The organism is Microbacterium aurantiacum (assembly GCF_031625015.1).
Taxonomy (GTDB): Bacteria; Actinomycetota; Actinomycetes; order Actinomycetales; family Microbacteriaceae; genus Microbacterium; species Microbacterium aurantiacum.
This window is the reverse complement of record NZ_JAHWXH010000001.1, coordinates 103,528-125,215: the sequence shown is the minus strand read 5'-3', so window position 1 is coordinate 125,215 and position 21,688 is coordinate 103,528. Positions and strand designations below refer to the sequence as shown.

Genomic DNA, 21,688 nt, shown 5'->3' with positions numbered 1-21,688 from the left:
TCGGCGCCGGTCAGATCCTCGCCGCGAGGAATTCCGCCTGCTCCCACCACTGACGGCTCTGACCGCCCTCGTGGTCGTTGAAGGGGTACACGCGGATCTCCTTGTCGGATGCCCCGTACCGGTTGTACGCGGCGAACACCGTCGAGGGGGGACAGGTGAGGTCCATCAGCGCCGCGGAGAACAGCGCCGGCGCCGTGGCCCGGGCGGCGAACGCCGCGCCGTCGAAGTAGGACAGGGTGCGGAAGACGCGCTCCTCCGCGCCGCGATGCACGGCGAGATAGCGGACGATCTCCTGGTACGGGTCGTGATCGGTGAGCCCCACCGCGCGCGAGAAGTGACACAGGAACGGCACATCCGGCATGCAGGCGCGAAGGTCCGAGCTGAGGCCCGCGACCGCCAAGGCGATGCCGCCGCCCTGGCTTCCTCCCGTCACGGCGACGCGCGTTGCATCGATCTGCGGGAGCGCGCGGGCGGCGTCGACGGCCCGGACGCCGTCCGTGAAGACGCGGCGGTAGTAGTAGTCGGCGGGGTCATCGATCCCGCGGGTCATGAAGCCGGATCCGGAGGGGCCGGTGCCGTGCGGGTCGGGGGTGTCGCCCCCGGTGCCCCAGCCGCTTCCCTGACCGCGGGTGTCCATGAACAGGTGGGCGTACCCGGATGCCGACCAGGCGAGGCGCTCGACGGGAAGCCCGCGTCCTCCGCCGTAGCCGTTGAACTCCACGACAGCCGGCAATGGTTCCTCGGCACCCGCCGGAACGGTCAGCCACGCGCGGACGGGGTCGCCGGCGAATCCGGGGAAGGTGACGTCGAAGACCTCGAGCTGCGTCAGCGGCGTCACGTGGGGTGTGATCGTCGCGGGCCCGTCATGGCTGCGTGCGGCGGTCAGCGTGTCCGTCCAGAACGCGTCGAAATCCGACGGCTCGGGGATGTCGGGGCGGTAGGACTGGAGCTCGTCGAGCGGCAGGTCGAATCGGGGCACCCCGCCACTCTAGGGGTCAATAGTGCACCCAGACCTCGGTGCCGGTGGGGGTCCAGTCGAAGAGATACTTGGCGGTCGCGACCGGCAGGTTGACGCAGCCGTGGCTCATCTGCTGGCCGAAGTTGTTGTGCCAGTACGCGCCGTGGAAGGCGATGTCGGGGGAGAAGTACACGACCCACGGCACGTTCTCGGTGCAGTACTCGGCGCCCTCGAAGCAGCCCATGTCCTGCATGGACACGTGCGCGAAGACCTCGAAGCGACCGGTGGGGGTGGGGGTTCCCGGCAGACCCGACGAGATCGGGAACGATCGGACGACCTCGCCGTTCTCGAACATGTAGGTCATCTGCGAGCTGAGGTTGACCTCGATGGTGCGGGCGATCGCCGTCGTCGCGAACTCCGTCTCGGTGACCGGCAGGGCGAAGGCGCCCTCGCCCGCGGCGAGCTGCGCCGCGTAGTCCTCGGCGATCCCGGTGGTGTCGCCGAGCTCGCGTCCGGTGACGCCGACGATCTCTTCGCGCAGGACGTCGCCGCGCGAGTTGGTGATGACGCGGGCGTCGACGGCGGCGCGGTTGACGGCTTCCGGCAGGCCGCCGATCATGCCCTCGATCGCCGCCGCGTCGGCGGAGATCGCGAACGATCCGCTGTCGTCGGGGGTGACGGTGAGCCACGAGGCGGCGACGGCGCGGTCGACGGGGACGACGCGCTCCTCGCCGACGTAGAAGCCGGCGGTGTCGAGGATGCCGTTCAGGCGCGCGGCGACCTCGTCGGCCGCCGCGGTGGTGGTGATCGCGTCCACGGGGGCCGTGACGGCCTCGACATCGACGCTGGTCTCACCGGCCGCGAAGGCGTCCTGCAGGGCGACGCGGACCGTCTCGACGTCGATGCCGGCGCCTTCCGCGGAGGGGGTGGTGACGTAGGAGGTCGATCCGGCGTCGAAGGCGAGGGTCGCCTCGACCGGATCGGTGTACAGCTCGGGGACGGCCTCGCGAAGGGCCGCGGTCGCCGCGATCGGGTCGATCTCGACGGGAGCGTCGACGGATGCCGGGAACCAGGCGGTCGGGTTCCAGGCCGGGGAGGCGGAGTACGCGGCGTCGACGAGCGCCGCGGCGTCGACGGATGCCCCGAGATCGGCTCCGGTGACCTCGACGTCTCCGCCCGCTCCGGTGAGGACGACGGTGGTCTCGGCGAGGCGCTGGTTGACGGCGTCGACGGCCGCACCCGGGGTGTGCAGTCCCACGCCCACGCCGCCGACGGCGGCGCCGGGGGCGACGAGGAAGATCGAGGAGACGACGAGACCGACCGCAGCGACGGCGGCACCGACCCCGATCCACAGGCCGGTACGACGCTTGCGGGGCGCGGGTTCGGCGGGGGCCCACGCGTAGACCGGCGCATCGGCGTCGCCGCCGGAGCCGTCCGGGGGCGGGGTCGACGGACGGTCGTCGATCGGCTCGGTCTGGTCCGATGCGACGCGGTCGACGGAGTCGTCCGTGTCGGTCCTGGTCGTGAGATCTGTCACGTCATTCACCCCCCGGTTCTGCGCGCAGTGTCGTTCCATGGTAAGGGACGGCAGGTTACGGCGAGATCACGGTGCTGAAGGGGCGAAGACCTTCCCCGGATTGAGGATGCCGGCGGGATCGAAGACCGCGGTGATCTCCCGCTGCAGGCGCCACTGGTCCTCGCCGAGCTCGTCGGCCAGCCACCGGCGCTTGAGCACACCGACGCCGTGCTCGCCCGTGAGGGTGCCCCCGAGCCGCAACGCCGCCCGGAACAGCTCGTCCGCCGCCTCCCAGATGGCGGCCGGCACCTCCACGACCCCGTCCGGCCCGGGCGCGACGTCGAAGATGAAGTTGGGATGCAGGTTGCCGTCGCCCGCGTGGGCGACCGTGGGGATCCGCAGGTCCCGTTCGCGCTCGATTCGCGCGATCTCGTCGAACATCGCCGGCAGGGCGCTCCGCGGCACGCAGACGTCTTCGATCAGGGTCGTGCCGAGGCGCTCCATCGCCGGGTGCAGCGACCGGCGGATCGCGAGGAGGCGTTCGCCCTCCGCGGCGTCCACGGCGACGACGACGGTTCCGCCGCGCGTGCGCAGCACCTCCGCGATCGCCCGCGCCTCCTCATCCGCCGCCGGCCCGTCGGTCTGCACCGTGAGCTGCGCGGCGCCGTGTGTCGGTGCGGGGAGGGCGAGGAGATCGTGCACCGCGGCGAGGGCGGCGGCATCCATCAGCTCCATGACGGCGGGCTGGAGACCGGCGGCGGTGACCGCGGCGGAGGCGCGCGCGGCGTCTCCGACCCGCGTGAAGGTCGCCGCGAGGGTCCGCGTCTCGCCGGGAACGACGCGGCGCAGCTTCAGCGTCGCCCCCACGATGACGCCCAGCGTCCCCTCCGAGCCGATCATCAGCGCGGTGAGATCGAGGCCCGTGACCCCCTTGACGGTGCCGCGGCCGAGGCGGAGGAGGCGGCCGTCGGCGAGGACGACGTCGACGCCGAGGACCGCGTCGCGCACGACGCCGTACTTCGCGCAGAGGAGGCCGCCGGCGCCGGTGGCGATGTTGCCGCCGACGGTCGAGATCGCCCGACTCGCCGGATCCGGCGCCCACCAGAGCCCGTGGGGGAGGAGCGCGGCGTTCAGGTCGGCGTTGATGATGCCCGGCTCGACCACCGCGACGAGGTCGTCGGGACGGATGTCCAGGATGCGGTCCATGCGGCGCACCGAGAGGGCGATCTCGCCGGCACCCGCGTTCGCTCCACCCGCGAGGCCCGTCCCGGCCCCGCGCGTGACGACGGGCGTGGCGGTGGCGGAGGCGATGCGCAGGGTCTCCTGGACGTCGGCGACACTCTCAGCGTGGACGACCGCGAGCGGTGTGCCCGCGGCGGCGTGCCCGGATTTGTCCGCACGTACGGAGCGGAGGACGGCGGGGTCGGTGTCGACGCGCTCGCCGAGCGCGCTCTGCAGGAGGGCGACGACATCCGCGGGTCGGGGGGCCCGGGCGTCGGGGGTGCTCATGCCAGGCGGCGGCGTCCGGAGATCACGCCCACGGTGACCGCGATCACGGCGAAGATCACACCCACCCAGGGCTGGCCCATGCCCCACCACGCCACGGTGGCCGAGGCGTACACGAGGAGCTCGACGAAGCCGCGGACGAACGGGTGCACAGGGATGACCGCGCGCGGCGAGACGAAGAGCGCCCAGACGAGGATCGCGGCGACGGGTGCGCCGATCCCGACGACGATGTTCCACGGCAGCGGCCACATCGCGAAACCCCAGATGGCGAGGGTGACGAACGCGAACAGCTCGCACACGAAGGCGAGGAGATCCACCGCCGACAGGGGTGCGCGCGTACCGGCCGGGAGCTCCGGGGCCGCGGGCGGCTGCGGCTGCGGCTGCACGGGTCGCGCCGTCGCGGGGGCCGCGGGCGAGGCGGCCGCGGGAGCGGGTTCCGGCTGCGCGGGGACCGAGGGGCGAGCGGCATCCGACATGCCCACCAGTCTACGGCGCGGTGCCGTCGCCGATCCCGGAGTCGTCCGGTCGCTCCTCGACGCCCGCGATCCACACCCTCCGCACGCGCAGGTCGGAGTCGAGGAGGACCGCGTCGGCGGGCGATCCCGCGTCGAGGTGCCCGAGATCCGGGCGTCCGATCGCGCGCGCCGGTGTGGAGGTGAGCGCCGTGACGACGGCGGGCAGGGGGACTCCGGCCGCGACCGCCCGCCGGAGGGCGGCATCCTGCGTCAGCGTCGATCCCGCGATCGTGTCGGTGCCCCGCACACGCGCGACGCCCTCGCGCACCTCGATCGCGAGCGAGCCGAGGGCGGAGGGGCCGTCGCCCGTCCCGGCGGCGGCGGTGGCGTCCGTGACGAGTGCGATGCGTCCGGGCGCGGCGGTCACGAGGAGGGCGACGACGTCGGGATGCACGTGCACTCCGTCGGCGATGACCTCGAGCACGACGCGGTCGTCCCGGAGTGCGGCGACGACCGGACCCGGATGGCGGTGATGGATGCCGCGCATCGCGTTGAAGGCGTGGGTGAGGATCCGTGCGCCGGCGTCGAACGCGCGCGCGGCGGTGACCGCGTCGGCGTCGGTGTGCCCCACGGCGACGACGACGCCCGCGGCGCGGAACTGTGCGAGGGCGGCCTCCGCTCCGGGGAGTTCGGGGGCCAGGGTCACCTGGCGGATGGTGCCCCTGCCGGCGACGAGGAGCCTGTCGATGTCCGCCCGGCTCGGGAGGCGGAGGAGGGCGGGGTCGTGCGCGCCGTGGTGACCGGGGTCGAGGAACGGGCCCTCGAGGTGGCTTCCGAGGATCGTCTCGTCGCTCGCGGCGAGGTCGGCCACCGTCGCCACGCGTTCGACCAGGCGCGGGAGCGGCGCGGTGACGAGGGAGAGGACGGCGCGCGTCGTCCCGTGCCCGCGATGGAACGCACGGGCGCGCGCCGCGGCGGTGCGCCCGTCGTCGTAGGCGGCGCCTCCGCCGCCGTGGCCGTGGATGTCGATGAACCCCGGAGTGAGGACACCGCCGTCGCCGTCGACGACGCGCACCCCGGGACCGGGATCACGGGGGGTCCCGCGGCCCGTCGCGGTGACGCGTCCGTCGGCGAAGCGGACCCACGCGTCTTCGACGACCTCGTCGTGGTCGACCAGGCGCACGTCGCGGACGAGGACGTTCACGGGCACCCGGGCAGCTCGACGTGCATGGAGGAACCCTAGCGAGGAGCCCGGGGCCCGCGGCATCCGTTATGCTCGTGGGCGTCGCGACTGGCGTTGAGGTGGGTACCCACCGGGGAGCGACCGACACGGCATCGACCGCACGCCTGGGCCGGGCCTCGATCGCCGTCGCCCCGCGACGGCCCTCGACACACGCCCACCGTCGTCAGGAGTTCGCCATGACCGATCCGTCCTTCACCGCCCCCCTCTCCGAGGTCGATCCCGAGATCGCCGCCGTCCTCGACCGGGAGCTCGCCCGTCAGCAGGGCTTCCTCGAGATGATCGCCTCTGAGAACTTCGTGCCCGTCTCGGTGCTGCAGTCGCAGGGGTCCGTCCTCACCAACAAGTACGCCGAGGGCTACCCCGGCCGTCGGTACTACGGCGGCTGCGAAGAGGTCGACGTCGCCGAGGAGCTCGCGATCGAGCGGGCGAAGTCGCTCTTCGGCGCCGCGTTCGCCAACGTCCAGCCCCATTCGGGTGCCACGGCCAACGCCGCGGTGCTGCACGCCCTCGCCCGTCCGGGCGACACGCTGCTCGGGCTGTCGCTCGACCACGGCGGTCACCTCACGCACGGCATGAAGATCAACTTCTCCGGCCGCCTCTACGACATCGTCGCCTACGGGGTGGATGCCGAGACCTCGCTGATCGACATGGACGAGGTCCGTCGCCTGGCGCGCGAGCACCGTCCCAAGGTCATCGTGGCCGGTTGGTCGGCGTACCCCCGTCAGCTCGACTTCGCCGCCTTCCGCGCGATCGCCGACGAGGTCGGCGCGTACCTGTGGGTCGACATGGCGCACTTCGCCGGTCTCGTCGCCGCCGGTGTCCACCCCTCGCCGGTGCCGCACGCGCACGTCGTCTCCTCGACGGTGCACAAGACCATCGGCGGCCCCCGGTCGGGCATCATCCTCACCAACGACGCCGACCTCGCCAAGAAGCTCAACACCGCCGTCTTCCCCGGCCAGCAGGGCGGACCGCTCATGCACGTCATCGCGGCGAAGGCCACGGCGTTCAAGCTCGCCGCGACGCCGGAGTTCCGCGACCGCCAGGAGCGCACCCTCCGCGGCGCGAAGCTCCTCGCCGACCGCCTCACGCAGCCCGATGTCGCCGCCGCCGGGATCTCGGTCCGCTCGGGCGGCACCGACGTGCACCTCGTGCTCGTCGACCTCCGCGAGGCCGCGATCGACGGCAAGCAGGCCGAAGACCTCCTGCACGACATCCGGATCACCGTGAACCGCAACGCGGTGCCGAACGACCCGCGGCCGCCGATGGTGACCTCGGGCCTGCGCATCGGCACGCCCGCGCTCGCGACCCGCGGGTTCGGCGACGCCGAGTTCACCGAGGTGGCCGACATCATCGCCCAGGCCCTCCTCCCGGGCGCGGACGTCGAGGCGCTCCGCGCGCGCGTCGCGGTGCTCACCGAGGCCTTCCCGCTCTACCCGGGCCTGCAGCAGTGACCGCGACGGTCCTGGACGGGAAGGCCGCGGCCGCGGCCATCAAGTCCGAGCTGACCGAGCGGGTCGCCGCACTCCGCGCGCAGGGCGTGGTCCCCGGCATCGCCACGGTGCTCGTCGGGGCGGACCCGGCGTCGCAGCTGTACGTGGGGATGAAGCACCGCCAGTCCGAGGCGATCGGCATGAACTCGATCCAGCGCGAGCTGCCCGCCGACGCCACCCAGGCCGAGGTCGAGGCCGTCATCGACGAGCTCAACGCCGACCCGACCTGCCACGGGTACATCGTGCAGCTGCCGCTGCCGAAGCACCTCGACACCGATGCGATCCTCGAGCGCATCGACCCGGCGAAGGATGCCGACGGGCTGCACCCGACCAACCTCGGCCGACTGGTGCTGAACGTCAATGCGCCGATCACGACGCCCCTGCCGTGCACGCCGCGCGGTGTCATCGAGCTCCTCGTCCGCAACGGCTACGACCTCGACGGCGCGCACGTCGTCGTCGTCGGCCGCGGCGTGACGATCGGCCGCTCGATCGGCCTCCTCCTCACGCGCCGCGAGTACAACGCGACGGTCACCCTCGTCCACACCGGGACGAAGGATGCCGGGCAGTATCTCCGTCAGGCGGACGTCATCGTCGCCGCGGCGGGCGTGAAGCACCTCATCACCGCCGCGGACGTGAAGCCCGGAGCCGCCGTCCTCGACGTCGGCGTCACCCGGGAGGACGACCCCGAGACGGGGAAGGCCAAGGTCTTCGGCGATGTCGCACCGGATGTCGCCGACGTCGCCGGCTTCGTCTCGCCGAACCCCGGCGGGGTGGGGCCCATGACCGTGGCGCTCCTCATGACCAACGTCGTCGAGGCCGCCGAGCGCGCCGTCACCGCCGCCTCGGCCTGATCCGATCCTGCGGCGCGGGCCCCGGCATCCGTCGGCGGGTCCGCGTCGCCGGGCCGCGCTCAGGCGGTGAAGCGGGACAGGAATGCGCGCGTGCGCGCCTCTCGCGGCGCGCGGAAGACGTCCGCGGGCGGCCCCTCCTCGACGATCGTGCCGGCGTCGAGGAACACCACGCGGTGCGCGACGTCCCGCGCGAAGGCCATCTCGTGCGTCGCCATGAGGATCGTCGTGCCCTCGGCGGCGAGCTGGCGGACGAGCTCGAGTACTTCGCCGACGAGCTCGGGATCCAGTGCCGAGGTGATCTCGTCGAGGAGTAGCACCTCGGGATCCGTCGCGATGGCGCGGACGATCGCAGCGCGCTGCTGCTGCCCGCCGGAGAGCCGGTCGGGATGGTCGCGCGCCTTGTCGGCGAGGCCGACGCGCTCCAGCAGTGCCAGCGCGCGCTCCTCCGCCTGACGCTTGCCGGTGCGGTGGACGACGCGCGTGGCGAGGGTGACGTTGTCGAGCACCGACAGGTGCGGAAACAGGTTGTAGCTCTGGAACACCGCCCCGAGGCGCGCGCGGATGCGGTTGGCGTTCACCCGCGGGTCGGAGATGTCCTCGTCGCCGAGGAAGATCTGCCCGTCGTCGATCGGTTCGAGGAGGTTCAGGCACCGGAGGAGCGTCGACTTCCCCGAGCCGGACGCGCCGATGAGGGCGACCACCTCGTGCGCGGCAAGCTCCACGTCGACGCCGCGCAGCACCTCGCGCTCGCCGAAGGCCTTCCAGATGCCGGTGGCCCGCAGAACCGTGCTCATACGATCGCTCCGCTCTGCTCGCGGGCGCGCAGCTTCGCCGCGTACCAGTCGGTCAGGCGGATTGTGGGGATCGCCAGAAGGATGAACAGGATGCCGGCCACCACGTAGGGGGTGAAGTTGTACGTCTGCGACGACTCGATGCGCGCAGCGAGGACCGCGTCGGTGATGCCGAGGATCGAGATGAGCCCGACGTCCTTCTGCATCGCGACGAAGTCGTTCATGAGGGGCGGGGTGATCTTCCGGAGGGCCTGGGGGAGGACGACGCGGCGCAGGGTCTGGGTGTACCCGAGCCCCAGCGCGCGGGCGGCGAGCCGCTGCGACGGATGCACCGCCTCGATGCCCGCGCGGATCACCTCGGCGACGTACGCCGAGTAGGTCAGCGTCACGGCGAGCGTGCCGAGGAAGATCAGGTTGAGGCGCTCGTTCATGAGGGTGGGGATGCCGAACCCCACGAGGTAGAGCACGATGATGAACGGCAGCCCGCGGAAGATGTCCGTGTACCCCGCCGCGAGCACGCGCAACGGCAGGAAGACGGGCCCCGGGAGCGTCCGGATCACCGCGATCGTGACCGCGACGATGGACACCGTCACCAGCGACCAACCGAGCACCTGGAGGTTGAGCAGGAACCCCTCCCACACCTGCGGAAGGGACGCCAGGGCGATCTCGAGGTTGAAGAACGACTGCTGGACGGCGGCCCATCCGGGCGTGTTCACCACCGTCAGCCAGACGATCGCGGCGAACGCCAGTGACGACGCGATCGCCACCAGGACCGACCGTTGGGACTGCCGTGCCCGGAAGGCCCGCCGTTCGAGCTCGAGAGCGCTGGGGGTGTGCGTCACTGCAACAGTGTGACGCCCTGGCCCGCGCCGAGCCACTCGTCGGTGATCTCGGCGAGCGTGCCGTTGTCGCGCAGCGTGTCGATGGCCGCGGACACGCGGTCGGTCAGCGGCGAGTCCTTGCCGAGGACGACGCCCCACTCGTCGGCCACGCCGCCGGCGGGGAGCTCGCCGACGATGAACGAGTCGTCGATGTAGATCGCGGTCGCGAGGTACGCCGTCGGCAGATCGATCACGAACGCGTCGAACTGGCCGGCGTTAAAGGCGGCGACGGCGTCCTCGTTCGAACCGTAGAGGAGGGGGTCCACGTTCGGCTGGATGACGTCTTCGATCGTCTGCGCGCTCGTGGAACCCGCCATCGCGCCGAGGGTCAGGTCCTTGAGGCCATCGATCGAGTCGACGCCGTCGGCGGCGCCGCCGTTGATGCCGACGACGGCCTGGCTCGCGGAGTAGTAGGGCGAGGAGAAGTCCACGGCCTGCTTGCGCTCATCGGTGATCGTGTACTGCTGGATGTTGAAGTCGAAGTTCTTCGGCCCGGGGGCGATCGCCGCCTCGAAGCTCGTCCGCACCCACTCGACGTCCTCGGGCGCGAAGCCGAGCTCGTCAGCGATCGCGTAGGCGATGGCGGCCTCGAATCCCTCTCCCGAAGCCGGGTCGTCGTCGACCACGTACGGCTCGTAGGCGATCTCGCCCGTGGCGATGGTGAGCTTGCCCGGCGTGAGGTAGCCCTCGTCGGCGGCGGGGGTCTCGTCACCGCCTGCCCCGGCATCCGTTCCGCCGGCGCAGCCGGTCAGGGCGAGAGCGGTGAGCGCGACACCCGCCAGGGCGGCGGACAGGGAGCGACGACGGTGCATGGGGGCCTCCAGATCGGGGTGGGCGGGCCGTGCTGTCGGCGCCGAGCCCACCCTCCATCTTCCCTGTCCCACGGGCATCCGGCGCACGCGCGAGACGCTCTGTTACAGGTTCTTCACACGTCGGAGGGTCAGTTGATCTGCGTCAGGGTGTTCAGATCATCGTCGGGGAGGGCGTCCGCGACCGCCGTGACGGTCATGTCGACCAGGTCCACCCGGCCCGAGACCACGGTCAGGAACGCGGTGTCGGCGGCGTCCCGCCCGGTGGCGATGCGCACGAGCGTCGAACGCGGCGCGAGGGTCGTCGCGTCCACGACGTGCCAGCCGCCTTCGACCCACGCTTCGGCCACGGCGTGGAAATCCATCGGATGCAGGCCCGGGGCGTAGACCGACACGAGGCGTGCCGGCACATTGAGCGCGCGCAGCAGCGCGACGGTCAGGTGCGCGTAGTCGCGGCACACGCCCTGGCGGCCGAGAAGGGTGCGGACCGCGCCGTCGGTGGGGAGGCTCGAACCGCTGACGTACGCGAGGCGGGTGCCCACCCACGACGAGACGGCGGCGAGGAGCTCGGCCGGATCCGTGATCGCGCCGAACTCGGCGAACGCCGTCGGTCCGAGCGCATCCGATTCGGCGTATCGGCTGGGGCGGCGGTAGGTGATGAGGTCCGTCGCGGTGGCGACGGCGGAGGAGGCGAGTCCGTCGAGGGAGGCGTCGTACGAGGCGACCAGGCGTCCGGCGGGAGTCGCCACGGTGAACAGGCGCGTGCCGTGCGCATCGGGGATCCGCTCGAACGCGACGGCCTCGCCGTCGACCGTGAATGACACGTGCTCGGTGACCGGGGTGTGGTGGCCGCTGACCGCCGTGGAGAAGACCAGCTCCGCCGGTTCGGTGACGTCCAGCTCGATCCGGCTCGCGACATCTCTCTTCATGCCCGCCAGCATGGCACGTCCGCGCCCCTCTCGCCTGCCCGGCGAGGCGGATCGTGTGGGGCAGACTGGAAGGATGGGCCAGCACCGGAACACGCCGTTCGAACCGGCGTCCACGTACCTGGATGCCGCCCTCGTTCCCCGCCGTGGGACTCCTCTGGTCAAGGCGCTCCGCACCGCCGCGAGCATCGCCGCGAGCCTCCTCACGAACGACGTGGAGGCGGGCCCCTCCGCGATCGATCTGGTCGTCTCCCGCCGTGAGTCCGGGGGAGAGGTGCTGAGGGTGACCGCCGGCGGTGCCCAGGAGGCCGATGCCCTGCTCCTGCGTGTTCGGCGCGATCTCGCCACGAAGGACGTCGCGGAATTCATCAGCGAGTGGCGGGTCGTTCCAGAAGAACCCGCGTCCGCCGACGACTAGGAGTTCACGAGGTCGGCGAGTCCCATGAGCCTCCGCCGTCACCGGTGGTGGGCACGATCGTCGCGTCGGGCCGGGCCCGTGCGGCGCCCGCGACGCTCGGGAAGCCGAGCCCGATCGACGGGATCCGCGCGGCAGACCAGCATGCCAAGTCCGCGCTCCAAGGCGTGTCAGGCGTCGGTGACGAAGCGGGCGGCGAGGGCCTCGGAGCCGCGCGCGAGGAGGGCGACGTCCGCCCCGACGAGGACGAAGGACGCCCCGGCGGCGAGGTATCCGTCGGCGACGTCGGGGTCGAATGCGTTCACGCCGACGGGATTTCCCGTCGCCCGCACCGCGTCGAAGGCGCGCAGGACCGCGGCGCGGACCTCCGGATGCGTCTGCTGACCGAGCAGCCCCATCGACGCGGCGAGGTCGGACGGTCCGACGAACACCCCGTCCACCCCGTCGACGGCGGCGATCTCGGCGGCAGCCTCCACGCCGTCGGCCGTCTCGATCTGCACGAAGAGCGACACGTGCCGGTCGGCGTCGTCGAGGTACCCGTCCACGCGGTTCCAACGGGCGGACCGGGCGAGGGCGGATCCCACCCCCCGGATGCCGCGCGGGGGGTAGCGCACCGCGGACACCGCCCGCTCGGCATCCGTCACGGACGAGACCATCGGCACCAGGATGTTCTGCGCCCCGAGGTCGAGCACCTGCTTGATGACGACGACGTCGCCGATCGGCACGCGGACGACCGGCGTGATCGGGTAGGCCGCGACCGCCTGCAGCTGCGCGAGCACCGAGTCCAGGCTGTGCGAGGAGTGCTCCATGTCGATGAGCGTCCAGTCCAGGCCCGATCCCGCGCAGATCTCGGCGGCCAGGGGCGAGCCGGAGCAGACCCAGATCCCCGCCAGCGGGCGGGACGCGGCGGCCAGCGCGTCGCGGAAGGTGGGGTTCAGACGAAGCGGCATGCGATCACTCCCAGGGGTCCGAAGTCGCACTCGACGCTATCGCCCGCCTGCACCCACATCGGGCGGGTGAAGGAGCCGGCGAGGATGATCTCTCCTGCCTCGAGGCGCGCGCCGTGCTGGTGGAACTTGTTCGCCAGCCACGCCACGCCCCGCGCCGGGTGCCCGAGGACGCCGGCGGCGACCCCGGTCTCCTCGATCTCGCCGTTGCGGCTGAGCACGCCGGGCACCCAGGGCAGGTCGACCTCGCCGGGCGCGACGCGCCGGGGGCCGAGCACCATGGCGCCGTACGCCGCGTTGTCGCTGATCGTGTCGACGATCGTCCGTCCCTCGAGCTCGATGTGGGAGTTGAGGACCTCGAGGGCGGGCACGACCGATTCGATCGCGGCGAGGGCGTCCTCGAGCGTGCAGTCGGGACCCTCGAGGGGGCGGCCGAGCACGAAGGCGAGCTCGACCTCTATGCGGACGTTCGAGAACCGCTCGACGGGGATCTCGTCGCCCGAGCCGTACACGGTGTCGTCGAACATCACGCCGTAGTCCGGTTCGGTGATCCCCGTCGCCTGCTGCATCGCCTTCGAGGTGAGGCCGATCTTCCGGCCGACGAGTCGGCGCCCCTCGGCGATCATGCGGTCGCGCCACACCCCCTGGATCGCGTAGGAGTCCTCGACGGTCGCGTCGGGGTGCCGCGCGGTGATGCGGGGGATGAGCGTGCGCGTGCGGTCGGCCTCGGCGAGCTCCTCCGCGAGCTGCGCGATGACCTCGGGGGCGAGGCTCACAGCTGGTTTCCGAGCTTGTACTCGGGCATGGATGCCGCGCCCTCGGCCGGACGGGTGTAGGAGAACCCGTCGGCGCCGATCGTGACCGCCATCTCCGAGCTGTCCGTCCGGGCGACCACGGGCTGCGGATTGCCGTCGAGGTCCAGCACGAGCGAGGCCTCGGTGTACCAGGACGGCACCACGGGGTTTCCCCACCAGTCGCGACGCTGGTTGTCGTGTACGTCCCACGTGATGACGGGGTTGTCCGGGTCGCCGGTGTAGTAGTCCTGCGTGTAGATCTCCACGCGGTGGCCGTCGGGGTCGCGGAGGTAGAGGTAGAACGCGTTGCTCACGCCGTGGCGGCCCGGCCCGCGCTCGATCGCGTCCGAGCGGCGGAGCGCCCCGAGCTTGTCGCAGATCGCGAGGATGTTGTGCGTCGAGTGCGTGGCGAACGCGACATGGTGCATCCGCGGGCCGTCGCCGCCGGTCATCGCCGTGTCGTGCACGGTGGGCTTGCGTCGCATCCACGCCGCGTAGACCGTGCCCTCGTCGTCCTGGATGTCCTCGGTCACGCGGAATCCGAGCGACTGCATGAAGTTCACGGCGCGCGGCACGTCGGGGGTCACCTGGTTGAAGTGGTCGAGGCGCACGAGCTCCCCGGGGGTGTGCAGGTCGTAGCGCCACGACAGGCGCTCGACGTGCTCGGTCTGGAAGAAGAACTCGTACGGGAAGCCCAGCGGGTCGGTCACGCGCACCGCGTCCCCGATCCCCTTCACGAAGCCCTCGGCGCGGCGCTCGAGGCGGCATCCGAGCTCCTCGTAGAACGCGACGGCGCGATCGAGGTCCTCGGGCGTGCGTACGCGGTACGAGAACGCCGCGACGGCGGCGACCGGCCCCTGACGGAGAACGAGGTTGTGGTGGATGAACTCCTCGGTCGAGCGGAGGTAGATCTCGTTCTCGTCCTCCTCCGTGACGTACAGGCCCAGCACGTCGACGTAGAAGACGCGGGATGCCGCGAGATCGGTGACGACGAGCTCCATGTACGCGCAGCGGAGGATGTCGGGCGCGGGCGCGGAGGGGGTCGGGATCGGGTTGTCGGAGTGGATGGGCGCCTCCTGGGAGACGAAGAATCCCGAGGAGGTGAGGGTCTTGTCGGTCATGTCAGGCTTCCTTGCCGAAGGTGGGGTTGTGCGGTGCACCGAGGGTGATGTGCACGGCCTGCTGGTTGGTGTAGAAGTCGATCGAGCGGTAGCCGCCCTCATGCCCGAGGCCGGAGGCCTTCACGCCGCCGAAGGGCGTGCGGAGGTCGCGCACGTTGTTGGAGTTCAGCCACACCATGCCCGCCTCGACGGACTGCGCGAAGGTGTGCGCCCGGCGCAGGTCGCTCGTCCAGACATAGGCGGCGAGGCCGTATCTGGTGTCGTTCGCGAGCGCGAGGGCCTCTTCGTCGGTGTCGAAGGGCGTGATCGCAACGACCGGGCCGAAGATCTCCTCCTGGAAGATCCGGGCGTCGGGGGCGACGTCGGCGAAGACCGTCGGCTGCACGAAATTGCCGGTCTCGAATCCGTCGGGTCGGCCTCCGCCGGCGACGAGACGCCCCTCCGTCTTGCCGATCTCGAGGTAGGACATGACCTTGGCGTAGTGCTCGGGATGCACGAGGGCGCCGACCTCGGTCGACGGATCGCTCGGGAGCCCGACGCGCACACGCGATGCCTGCGCGGCGTAGCGGTCGACGAAGTCGTCGTAGACCTCCCGCTGGACGAGGATGCGGCTGCCCGCGGTGCAGCGCTCGCCGTTGAGCGAGAAGACGCCGAAGATCGTCGCGTCGATCGCGGTGTCCAGGTCGGCATCGGCGAACACGATCGCGGGGGACTTGCCGCCGAGCTCCATCGAGAGGCCCTTGAGGTGCGGGGCGGCGTTGCCGAAGATCAGCTGTCCGGTCGAGCTCTCGCCGGTGAAGGAGATGAGCGGCACGTCGGGGTGCTTCACGAGGGCGTCTCCGGCCTGCTCGCCGAGCCCGTTGACGAGGTTGAACACCCCCTGCGGCAGGCCCGCCTCCTCGAAGATGCCGGCCCAGAGCGAGGCCGACAGCGGCGTGAACTCGGCGGGCTTGAGGACGACGGTGTTTCCGGTCGCGAGGGCCGGTCCGAGCTTCCACGATTCGAGCATGAAGGGGGTGTTCCACGGGGTGATGAGGCCCGCCACCCCGATCGGCGTGCGATTGACGTAGTTGAGCTGCTTCCCCGGCACCTTGTAGGCGTCGTCGGCCTGGGCGACGATCAGGTCGGCGAAGAAGCGGAAGTTCTCGGCCGCGCGCCGGGCCTGTCCGAGCGCCTGCGTGATCGGCAGACCGCTGTCGAAGCTCTCGAGCTCGGCCAGGCGCGCGTCGCGGGACTCGACGATGTCGGCGATGCGGTGGAGCACCCGCGAGCGCTCGCGGGGGAGCATCCGAGGCCAGGGACCGTCGGTGAACGCCCGCCGCGCCGCCGCGACGGCGCGATCGATGTCGGCCGCGGTGCCGGCGGCGGCCTGCACGTACGTCTCGTTCGTGACCGGATCGAGCACGTCGAACGTGCCGCCGTCGATCGAGTCGACGAACGCGCCGTCGATGTAGTGCCGGATGCGGGGCGGGAGGTCGGCCGGCGGGCGATGCTCTGTCATGGCGGTCCTTCGGATCGGAGGGTGGGTCGGACGACGGAGGGTCAGATGGCGGGCATCCCGAGCGTCTCGTCGGGGTGCTCGTGGATCAGGTAGGCGTCGAGGGTCGCTGCACGGTGTCGCCGCGCGGCGGTCTCGATCTCGCTCAGCGGCGCGCCGTGCTCGATGAGGGCGACGATCTCGGCGTGCTCCTGGACGGACTGGGCTGCACGACCCGGGACGAAGCTGAACGTCGAGTCGCGGAGGTGTCCGAGACGCGCCCATTCCGCTTCGACGAGTTCGAGCATGCGCGGGTTCGCGCATCGGGCGAAGAGGATCGCGTGGAACTCCTGATTCAGCGCCGTGAACGACTGCGGGTCGAAGTGGTCGAGGGTCTCGACCATCAGCGCGTTGACATCGCGCGCACGGCGCAGGTCGTCGGCGGTCAAGCGGCGGGCGGCGAGCGCGGTCGCGGCGCCCTCGAGGATGCTCAGCGCCTGCATGCTGAAGCGGTACTGCGAGTCGTCGACCATTGACACGTGCGCGCCGACGTTGCGTTCGAACGTCACCAGCCCTTCCGCCTCCAGCTGGCGGATCGCCTCGCGCACGGGCACGACGCTCATGTCGAGCTCCTTCGCGATCGATCCCAGCACGAGGCGGTAACCGGGGGTGAAGTCCTGGTTCGCGATGCGTCCCTTGATCCAGTGGTACGCGCGCTGCGACTTGCTCTGCGTGCCGGCCGCCGCGGTGCCGCCGGCGGCGAGCCCTGCCGCATCCGTCGTGTTCATCGCGTCCGGCGCCATGCGTCGTACCTCGCCTTCCATTCGGCGTTCATCGGGAAGAGACCGTCGACCGGATGCCCGGCACGCACCTGCTCGGCCACGTACGCGTCCTCGTCCTCCTGGGCGAGTGCCGCGTCGGCGACCTCTGCGGCGAGGGCCGGCGGCAGGACGATCACGCCGTCGCCGTCGCCGACGATGATGTCGCCGGGCTGGACGGTCGTGCCGCCGCAGCCGATCGTCACGTCGTGCTCCCACGGCACGTGCTTGCGGCCGAGCACGGCCGGGTGGGCGCCGGCGGAGAAGACGGGGATGCCGATCTCGGCGACCGCGTCGTGGTCGCGGACGCCGCCGTCGGTGACGATCCCCGCGGCCTTCCGCGTGAGCGCGCGGAGCGCGAGGACGTCGCCGAGCGTGCCGGATCCGGTCTCGCCGCGCGCCTCGATCACGATGATCTCGCCCTCCCCGACGGTGTCGAACGCGCGCTTCTGCGCGTTGTAGCCGCCGCCGTGGCTCTGGAAGAGGTCTTCACGTCCCGGCACGAAGCGCAGCGTCTTGGCGGTGCCGACGATCTTGGTGCCGGGGTGCATCGGCTGTACCCCGTCGATCGTCACGTTGTTCAGGCCCCGCTTGCGCAGCTGCGCCGAGAGGCCCGCGACCGGTACCCGCAGCAGCTTGTCGCGGAGAACCGGGTCCAGCACAGGCGATTCGGCGGAAGAGAGCCCCGCAGCCTCCGCGGAGCCCCAGGCCTCCGCCCGCTGGGTGTCGTCGACGGAGGGGAGCGACCCGATCATCGGATCGAAGGATGCCGTGCCCTGCGCCACCGTCGTGACGAGGCGGCCGGAGGACAGTCTGGTGCCGGGGGCGTCGACCTCGACCTCCACCACGTCACCGGGAACGACGACCGAGGACCCCGCCGGCGTGCCGGTGAGGATGACGTCGCCGGGCTCGAGCGTGAAGTGCTGCGACAGGTCGGCGACGAGCTGGGGGAGCGGGAAGATGAGACCCGCCGTGGTGTCGTCCTGGGCGAGGGTGCCGTTGACCCACGTGCGCACGCGCAGAGCTCCCGGATCGACCGTGCGGGCGTCGATGAGCTCCGGGCCGATCGGGGTGAAGCCGTCGCCGCCCTTCGAGCGCACGTTGGACCCCTTGTCGTTCGCGCGCAGGTCGTAGAGCCCGAAATCATCGGCCGCCGTGACCCAGGCGACGTGGCCCCATGCGTCCGCGACGGTGACGCGGCGGGCGGGGGAGCCGAGGACGAGGGCGATCTCGCCCTCGAACGCGAGCAGCTCCGTCCCCGCGGGGCGCTCGATCGTGCCGCCGGACGCCGCGACCGAGCTCGACGGCTTGAAGAAGTACGAGGGCGTCGCCGGGCGCCGTCCGCGCTGGTCGGCGCGCGAGGCGTAGCTGAGGTGAACGGCGATGATCTTCCCCGGCCGGTTCGGGAGTGGCCCGAAGCGCGCGGCGTCGGCATCCGTCGAAAGTGTCATGAGCTCCCTCGCTCTTGCGTCGTATTCGAAATCGTATATGATCGCTGGCATCCTCGCAATGCACGTCCCCGGCGGACGAGCATCACGCGCCGACGATCGACACTGGAGTCCTTCATGTCCACACGCACACCGGCAGGGTTCACCCCCACCGGCACCATCGCCACCGCTCGAGACCGCCGTCGCGTGATCTTCGCGACCGTCGTCGGCACCACCGTGGAGTGGTACGACTTCTTCATCTACGCGACCGCCGTCGGGCTGGTCTTCGGGCAGCTCTTCTTCGCCCCGCTCGGGGCCAACAGCGCCCTCGTCGCCTTCGCCACGGTCGGCGTCAGCTTCCTCTTCCGCCCGCTCGGAGCCTTCCTCGCCGGGCACTTCGGCGACAAGTACGGCCGCAAGGTCGTCCTGATGTGGACCCTCATCCTCATGGGTGTGGCCACCGCGCTCATCGGCGTGCTGCCGACCTACGAGGCGATCGGCCTCACGGCACCGATCCTGCTCGTGCTTCTGCGCATCCTGCAGGGGATCTCCGCCGGTGGCGAGTGGGGCGGCGCCGTCCTCATGGCGGTCGAGCACGCTCCTCGCCCGCGTCGCGGCGCCTTCGGTGCGGCCCCGCAGATCGGCGTGCCGCTCGGACTCCTCCTCGCCTCCGGAGTCATGGCGCTGATGGCCATGATCGCGCCGGGCGATGCATTCCTGGAGTGGGGATGGCGTGTGCCCTTCCTCCTCAGCGTCGTGCTGATCCTCGTCGGCTACTACGTCCGCCGCCGCGTCGAGGAGAGCCCGGTGTTCGCCGAGCTCGCCGAGCGCAAAGAGAAGGCGCGGATGCCGATCGTCACGCTGTTCCGCAAGCACCTCCTCCTCGTGGTCATCGCCGCTCTCGTCTTCGCCGGCAACAACGCCGTCGGCTACATGACCACCGGCGGCTACATCCAGGGCTACGCCACGAACCCGGACGGGCCGCTCGCGCTGGAGCGCGGTCCGGTGCTCTGGGCGGTCGCGGGCTCCGCCGTCACCTGGCTGCTGTCGACCCTGGCCGCCGGATTCCTCTCCGACCGCATCGGCCGGCGCACGACGTACATCATCGGCTGGATCCTGCAGCTGGCGGGCGTGTTCACGCTCTTCCCGTTGGTGAACACCGGTGACATCGGGCTGCTCTTCGCGGGGCTGGCGATCCTCACCATCGGCCTGGGCCTCACCTACGGCCCGCAGGCCGCGCTGTACTCCGAGCTGTTCCCGGCGTCGATCCGCTTCTCCGGCGTGTCGATCTCGTACGCGATCGGCGCGATCCTCGGCGGGGCGTTCGCTCCGACCATCGCCACCGCGCTCGTCCAGGCGACCGGCTCGACGATGGCCGTGACGTGGTACCTCGCCGGGATGACCCTCATCGGACTGGTGGCAACGCTGGTGCTCCGCGACCGGTCCGGCATCCCCCTCGGACCAGACCACGAGGCCGAGCAGTCCGTCTCGCCCATCCGCGGGTTCGTGAAGGTCTGACCTCCGCGCTCCTGAGCCCCGTGCCGATCGGTGCGGGGCTCAGGAGTTCACGCGGATGATCTCGTGCTGGTAGGGCGCGATCACCCGGCCCGACACGCGCAGGTCCAGCAGCAGGAACGGGCGGTCGTATGCCGGCATCCGCGCCCACTCCGCGAGCCGGTCGAGGTCGGCCAGGGTTCGCACCACGACACCCTCCGCACCGAATCCGCGGGCGACGGCGGCGAAATCGACCTCGGGGATCAGCATCGGCTCCTCGGCGAGGCCCTTCAGTCCGTACAGGTTCACCTCCGCGCCGTACGCGGCGTCGTTCCAGACCACGGCGAGGCCGCGCCCACCCGCGACCCGCACGGCGGATTCGAGGTCCGCGAGGGCCATGAGGCCGCCGCCGTCGCCGGTGGTGAGCACGATCGTCGCGTCCGGCCGCGCCCGCGCCGCGCCCGCGACGCTCGGGAAACCGAGTCCGATCGACTGGAACGCCGTGCCGATCATCACCATGCGGTCGGGGGAGGCGACCGGCCAGTACATGTTCGCCCAGCCGATGAAGTGGCCGCCGTCCGAGACGACGACGCGGTCCTCCGGCAGCAGCTCGCCGATCCGGCGCGCCGCCGACCGCGGGTCGAGCCGACCGTCGGGCGCGACGTCGTCGCCGGCGTCGTAGGACCGGGCGGATGCCACGTCCACGCGCTCCCGCCATCCGCTCGGTGCGGCACCGATCGCCGTCAGTTCGTCGGCGATCGCACGCGCGACGAGTCCGGCATCCGCGCGGATGTACGCCCCGACGTGCGGATGGCTGGCGGTCGCCGCGAGATCGACCTGCACGACGTGGGTGCCCGGAGCGAAGAGCGCGCCGAAGCGCATCGTGAAGGGATTGAGCGACGCGCCGAAGACCACGGCGACGTCGGCCTGGGCGACGAGGTCCATCGCGGCCTCGGCGCCGAAGCCGCCCGTCACGCCGAGGTCGAACTCGGGTCGGGGGAAGATGCCGCGGCCGAGCGCGGTCGAGGCCGTGAGGGCGCCCGTGGCGTCGGCGACGGCACCGAGCGCGTCGCCCGCGTCCGCGAGCCACGCGCCGCGTCCGGCGATCAGCAACGGGCGTGACGCTGCCGCGAGGGCCGCCGCAGCGTCACGGATCGCCCGGGCGGCGAAAGGCCCGGCGGGAGCCAGGGGGCTGGGAAGGCGCGGGGCGGGGGCGTCCGGCACCGGACCCGCCTCGAGCGACGCGACGTCGTAGGGGATGGCAAGAACCGTCGGCACCCGGTAGGTCAGGGCGTGCTCGATCGCGATGGCGGCCGTGGCCGCGGCATCCGTGCGTCCCACCGTGTAGGTGCGCGCGCCGACGGCGGAGGCGAGAGCGATCTGGTCGACGCCCCAGGGGCGACGGCCCGACGTCGGCTCGTCGCCGACCACGAGCACGAGGGGCACGTGCGCCTGCACGGCCTCCGCGAGCGCGGTGAGGGTGTTGGTGAACCCCGCGCCGTACGTCGCCGTCGCGGCGGCGAGGCCGCCGCCGGCGCGGTGGTGGGCGTCGGCGGCGACGACCCCGCCCGCCTCGTGTCGGACGGCGGTGAAGCCGACCTCGGTGGAGCGCTCGAGGGCGTCGAGGAAATAGGCGTTGCCGTTGCCCATCACCCCGAAGACGTGGTCGATGTGGTCGGCGAGGGCGGCGGCGACGTGGGCGGAGACGGTGGGCATGACAGAACCTCGAGACGGGACGGAGGGAACAGGATCCGTATGTGTCTCGCGCA

Annotated in this window: 21 protein-coding genes and 1 riboswitch; of the genes, 4 read left to right on the top strand and 17 right to left on the bottom strand. The window is 71.6% G+C overall.

The window, feature by feature from the left end; all coding sequences use genetic code 11:
* Nucleotides 1–10: 10 nt before the first annotated feature.
* The 5 genes from KZC50_RS00565 to KZC50_RS00545 all read right to left on the bottom strand — a co-directional run bounded on the left by KZC50_RS00565 (nt 11) and on the right by KZC50_RS00545 (nt 5,639).
* Nucleotides 11–979: an acetylxylan esterase gene (locus KZC50_RS00565; RefSeq protein ID WP_310890215.1), complete on the bottom strand. Its 969-nt coding sequence runs from the start codon at nt 977–979 to the stop codon at nt 11–13.
* Nucleotides 980–995: 16 nt separating this feature from the next.
* Nucleotides 996–2,495 carry a L,D-transpeptidase family protein gene (locus KZC50_RS00560; RefSeq protein WP_310890214.1) on the bottom strand — a complete coding sequence of 500 codons (1,500 nt, stop codon included), beginning with the start codon at nt 2,493–2,495 and terminating at the stop codon, nt 996–998.
* Nucleotides 2,496–2,561: 66 nt separating this feature from the next.
* Nucleotides 2,562–3,983, bottom strand: a complete 1,422-nt coding sequence (locus KZC50_RS00555) for an FAD-binding oxidoreductase (protein ID WP_310890213.1) — start codon at nt 3,981–3,983, stop codon at nt 2,562–2,564.
* On the bottom strand, nt 3,980–4,456 hold the full coding sequence (locus tag KZC50_RS00550; protein WP_310890212.1) for a YrdB family protein: 477 nt from the start codon (nt 4,454–4,456) through the stop codon (nt 3,980–3,982). The genes KZC50_RS00555 and KZC50_RS00550 overlap by 4 nt, the downstream gene beginning before the upstream one ends.
* 10 nt (nt 4,457–4,466) lie before the next feature.
* Complete coding sequence (locus KZC50_RS00545) at nt 4,467–5,639, bottom strand: N-acetylglucosamine-6-phosphate deacetylase (protein ID WP_375294579.1); 1,173 nt, start codon at nt 5,637–5,639, stop codon at nt 4,467–4,469.
* Nucleotides 5,640–5,712: 73 nt separating this feature from the next.
* Nucleotides 5,713–5,795: riboswitch (ZMP/ZTP riboswitch) on the top strand.
* Between the two features lie 59 nt (nt 5,796–5,854).
* Between KZC50_RS00545 and glyA the strand changes: the two genes are divergently transcribed.
* The gene (gene glyA / locus KZC50_RS00540; protein ID WP_236968160.1) at nt 5,855–7,129 is read left to right on the top strand and encodes a serine hydroxymethyltransferase; all 1,275 of its coding nucleotides are present in this window, start codon (nt 5,855–5,857) and stop codon (nt 7,127–7,129) included.
* Nucleotides 7,126–8,019, top strand: a complete 894-nt coding sequence (locus KZC50_RS00535) for a bifunctional methylenetetrahydrofolate dehydrogenase/methenyltetrahydrofolate cyclohydrolase (RefSeq protein WP_053548473.1) — start codon at nt 7,126–7,128, stop codon at nt 8,017–8,019. The genes glyA and KZC50_RS00535 overlap by 4 nt, the downstream gene beginning before the upstream one ends.
* A gap of 59 nt (nt 8,020–8,078) precedes the next feature.
* Here KZC50_RS00535 and KZC50_RS00530 read toward each other — a convergent pair whose 3' ends face one another.
* The 4 genes from KZC50_RS00530 to KZC50_RS00515 form a co-directional block, all read right to left on the bottom strand.
* On the bottom strand, nt 8,079–8,813 hold the full coding sequence (locus KZC50_RS00530; protein WP_310890210.1) for an amino acid ABC transporter ATP-binding protein: 735 nt from the start codon (nt 8,811–8,813) through the stop codon (nt 8,079–8,081).
* A complete protein-coding gene (locus tag KZC50_RS00525) occupies nt 8,810–9,652 on the bottom strand; it encodes an amino acid ABC transporter permease (protein ID WP_310890209.1) in 843 nt (280 codons plus the stop codon). Before KZC50_RS00525 ends, KZC50_RS00530 begins: the two co-directional genes overlap by 4 nt.
* Nucleotides 9,649–10,503, bottom strand: coding sequence for an ABC transporter substrate-binding protein (locus KZC50_RS00520; RefSeq protein WP_310890208.1), 855 nt, complete (start codon nt 10,501–10,503; stop codon nt 9,649–9,651). The genes KZC50_RS00525 and KZC50_RS00520 overlap by 4 nt, the downstream gene beginning before the upstream one ends.
* A gap of 128 nt (nt 10,504–10,631) precedes the next feature.
* Nucleotides 10,632–11,429 (bottom strand): transglutaminase-like domain-containing protein, encoded by a 798-nt coding sequence (locus KZC50_RS00515; protein ID WP_310890207.1) that lies wholly within the window; start codon nt 11,427–11,429, stop codon nt 10,632–10,634.
* A 73-nt stretch (nt 11,430–11,502) separates the two neighbouring features.
* On the opposite strand from KZC50_RS00515, the gene KZC50_RS00510 reads away from it, so the two are divergent.
* Nucleotides 11,503–11,844, top strand: coding sequence for a hypothetical protein (locus KZC50_RS00510; protein WP_053548469.1), 342 nt, complete (start codon nt 11,503–11,505; stop codon nt 11,842–11,844).
* Between the two features lie 4 nt (nt 11,845–11,848).
* Here KZC50_RS00510 and KZC50_RS00505 read toward each other — a convergent pair whose 3' ends face one another.
* From KZC50_RS00505 to KZC50_RS00475, 7 genes are read right to left on the bottom strand one after another with little or no spacing between them, the layout of a single operon-like run.
* Complete coding sequence (locus KZC50_RS00505) at nt 11,849–11,992, bottom strand: hypothetical protein (RefSeq protein ID WP_310890206.1); 144 nt, start codon at nt 11,990–11,992, stop codon at nt 11,849–11,851.
* Between the two features lie 19 nt (nt 11,993–12,011).
* A complete protein-coding gene (locus KZC50_RS00500; protein WP_310890205.1) occupies nt 12,012–12,791 on the bottom strand; it encodes an aldolase/citrate lyase family protein in 780 nt (259 codons plus the stop codon).
* On the bottom strand, nt 12,776–13,564 hold the full coding sequence (locus KZC50_RS00495) for a 2-keto-4-pentenoate hydratase (RefSeq protein WP_301133738.1): 789 nt from the start codon (nt 13,562–13,564) through the stop codon (nt 12,776–12,778). The genes KZC50_RS00500 and KZC50_RS00495 overlap by 16 nt, the downstream gene beginning before the upstream one ends.
* Nucleotides 13,561–14,703: a 3,4-dihydroxyphenylacetate 2,3-dioxygenase gene (gene hpaD, locus KZC50_RS00490; RefSeq protein ID WP_310890204.1), complete on the bottom strand. Its 1,143-nt coding sequence runs from the start codon at nt 14,701–14,703 to the stop codon at nt 13,561–13,563. The genes KZC50_RS00495 and hpaD overlap by 4 nt, the downstream gene beginning before the upstream one ends.
* A 1-nt stretch (nt 14,704) precedes the next feature.
* Nucleotides 14,705–16,204, bottom strand: coding sequence for a 5-carboxymethyl-2-hydroxymuconate semialdehyde dehydrogenase (hpaE, locus tag KZC50_RS00485; protein ID WP_310890203.1), 1,500 nt, complete (start codon nt 16,202–16,204; stop codon nt 14,705–14,707).
* A gap of 41 nt (nt 16,205–16,245) precedes the next feature.
* Nucleotides 16,246–16,968 (bottom strand): GntR family transcriptional regulator, encoded by a 723-nt coding sequence (locus KZC50_RS00480; protein WP_053549013.1) that lies wholly within the window; start codon nt 16,966–16,968, stop codon nt 16,246–16,248.
* Complete coding sequence (locus tag KZC50_RS00475; protein ID WP_310890202.1) at nt 16,965–18,449, bottom strand: fumarylacetoacetate hydrolase family protein; 1,485 nt, start codon at nt 18,447–18,449, stop codon at nt 16,965–16,967. The genes KZC50_RS00480 and KZC50_RS00475 overlap by 4 nt, the downstream gene beginning before the upstream one ends.
* A 114-nt stretch (nt 18,450–18,563) precedes the next feature.
* On the opposite strand from KZC50_RS00475, the gene KZC50_RS00470 reads away from it, so the two are divergent.
* The gene (locus tag KZC50_RS00470; protein ID WP_310890201.1) at nt 18,564–19,943 is read left to right on the top strand and encodes an MFS transporter; all 1,380 of its coding nucleotides are present in this window, start codon (nt 18,564–18,566) and stop codon (nt 19,941–19,943) included.
* 39 nt (nt 19,944–19,982) lie between these two features.
* Here KZC50_RS00470 and KZC50_RS00465 read toward each other — a convergent pair whose 3' ends face one another.
* Nucleotides 19,983–21,635: a thiamine pyrophosphate-binding protein gene (locus KZC50_RS00465; RefSeq protein ID WP_310890200.1), complete on the bottom strand. Its 1,653-nt coding sequence runs from the start codon at nt 21,633–21,635 to the stop codon at nt 19,983–19,985.
* Nucleotides 21,636–21,688: the final 53 nt, after the last annotated feature.

What these genes read in the sequence shown, in the direction of transcription:
- KZC50_RS00555 (WP_310890213.1), bottom strand. Translation starts at nt 3,983, where the DNA reads ATGAGCACCCCCGACGCCCGGGCCCCCCGACCCGCGGATGTCGTCGCC.
- KZC50_RS00550 (WP_310890212.1), bottom strand. Translation starts at nt 4,456, where the DNA reads ATGTCGGATGCCGCTCGCCCCTCGGTCCCCGCGCAGCCGGAACCCGCT.
- glyA (WP_236968160.1), top strand. Translation starts at nt 5,855, where the DNA reads ATGACCGATCCGTCCTTCACCGCCCCCCTCTCCGAGGTCGATCCCGAG.
- KZC50_RS00530 (WP_310890210.1), bottom strand. Translation starts at nt 8,813, where the DNA reads ATGAGCACGGTTCTGCGGGCCACCGGCATCTGGAAGGCCTTCGGCGAG.
- KZC50_RS00520 (WP_310890208.1), bottom strand. Translation starts at nt 10,503, where the DNA reads ATGCACCGTCGTCGCTCCCTGTCCGCCGCCCTGGCGGGTGTCGCGCTC.
- KZC50_RS00515 (WP_310890207.1), bottom strand. Translation starts at nt 11,429, where the DNA reads ATGAAGAGAGATGTCGCGAGCCGGATCGAGCTGGACGTCACCGAACCG.
- KZC50_RS00510 (WP_053548469.1), top strand. Translation starts at nt 11,503, where the DNA reads ATGGGCCAGCACCGGAACACGCCGTTCGAACCGGCGTCCACGTACCTG.
- KZC50_RS00500 (WP_310890205.1), bottom strand. Translation starts at nt 12,791, where the DNA reads ATGCCGCTTCGTCTGAACCCCACCTTCCGCGACGCGCTGGCCGCCGCG.
- hpaD (WP_310890204.1), bottom strand. Translation starts at nt 14,703, where the DNA reads ATGACCGACAAGACCCTCACCTCCTCGGGATTCTTCGTCTCCCAGGAG.
- hpaE (WP_310890203.1), bottom strand. Translation starts at nt 16,204, where the DNA reads ATGACAGAGCATCGCCCGCCGGCCGACCTCCCGCCCCGCATCCGGCAC.
- KZC50_RS00480 (WP_053549013.1), bottom strand. Translation starts at nt 16,968, where the DNA reads ATGAACACGACGGATGCGGCAGGGCTCGCCGCCGGCGGCACCGCGGCG.
- KZC50_RS00475 (WP_310890202.1), bottom strand. Translation starts at nt 18,449, where the DNA reads ATGACACTTTCGACGGATGCCGACGCCGCGCGCTTCGGGCCACTCCCG.
- KZC50_RS00470 (WP_310890201.1), top strand. Translation starts at nt 18,564, where the DNA reads ATGTCCACACGCACACCGGCAGGGTTCACCCCCACCGGCACCATCGCC.
- KZC50_RS00465 (WP_310890200.1), bottom strand. Translation starts at nt 21,635, where the DNA reads ATGCCCACCGTCTCCGCCCACGTCGCCGCCGCCCTCGCCGACCACATC.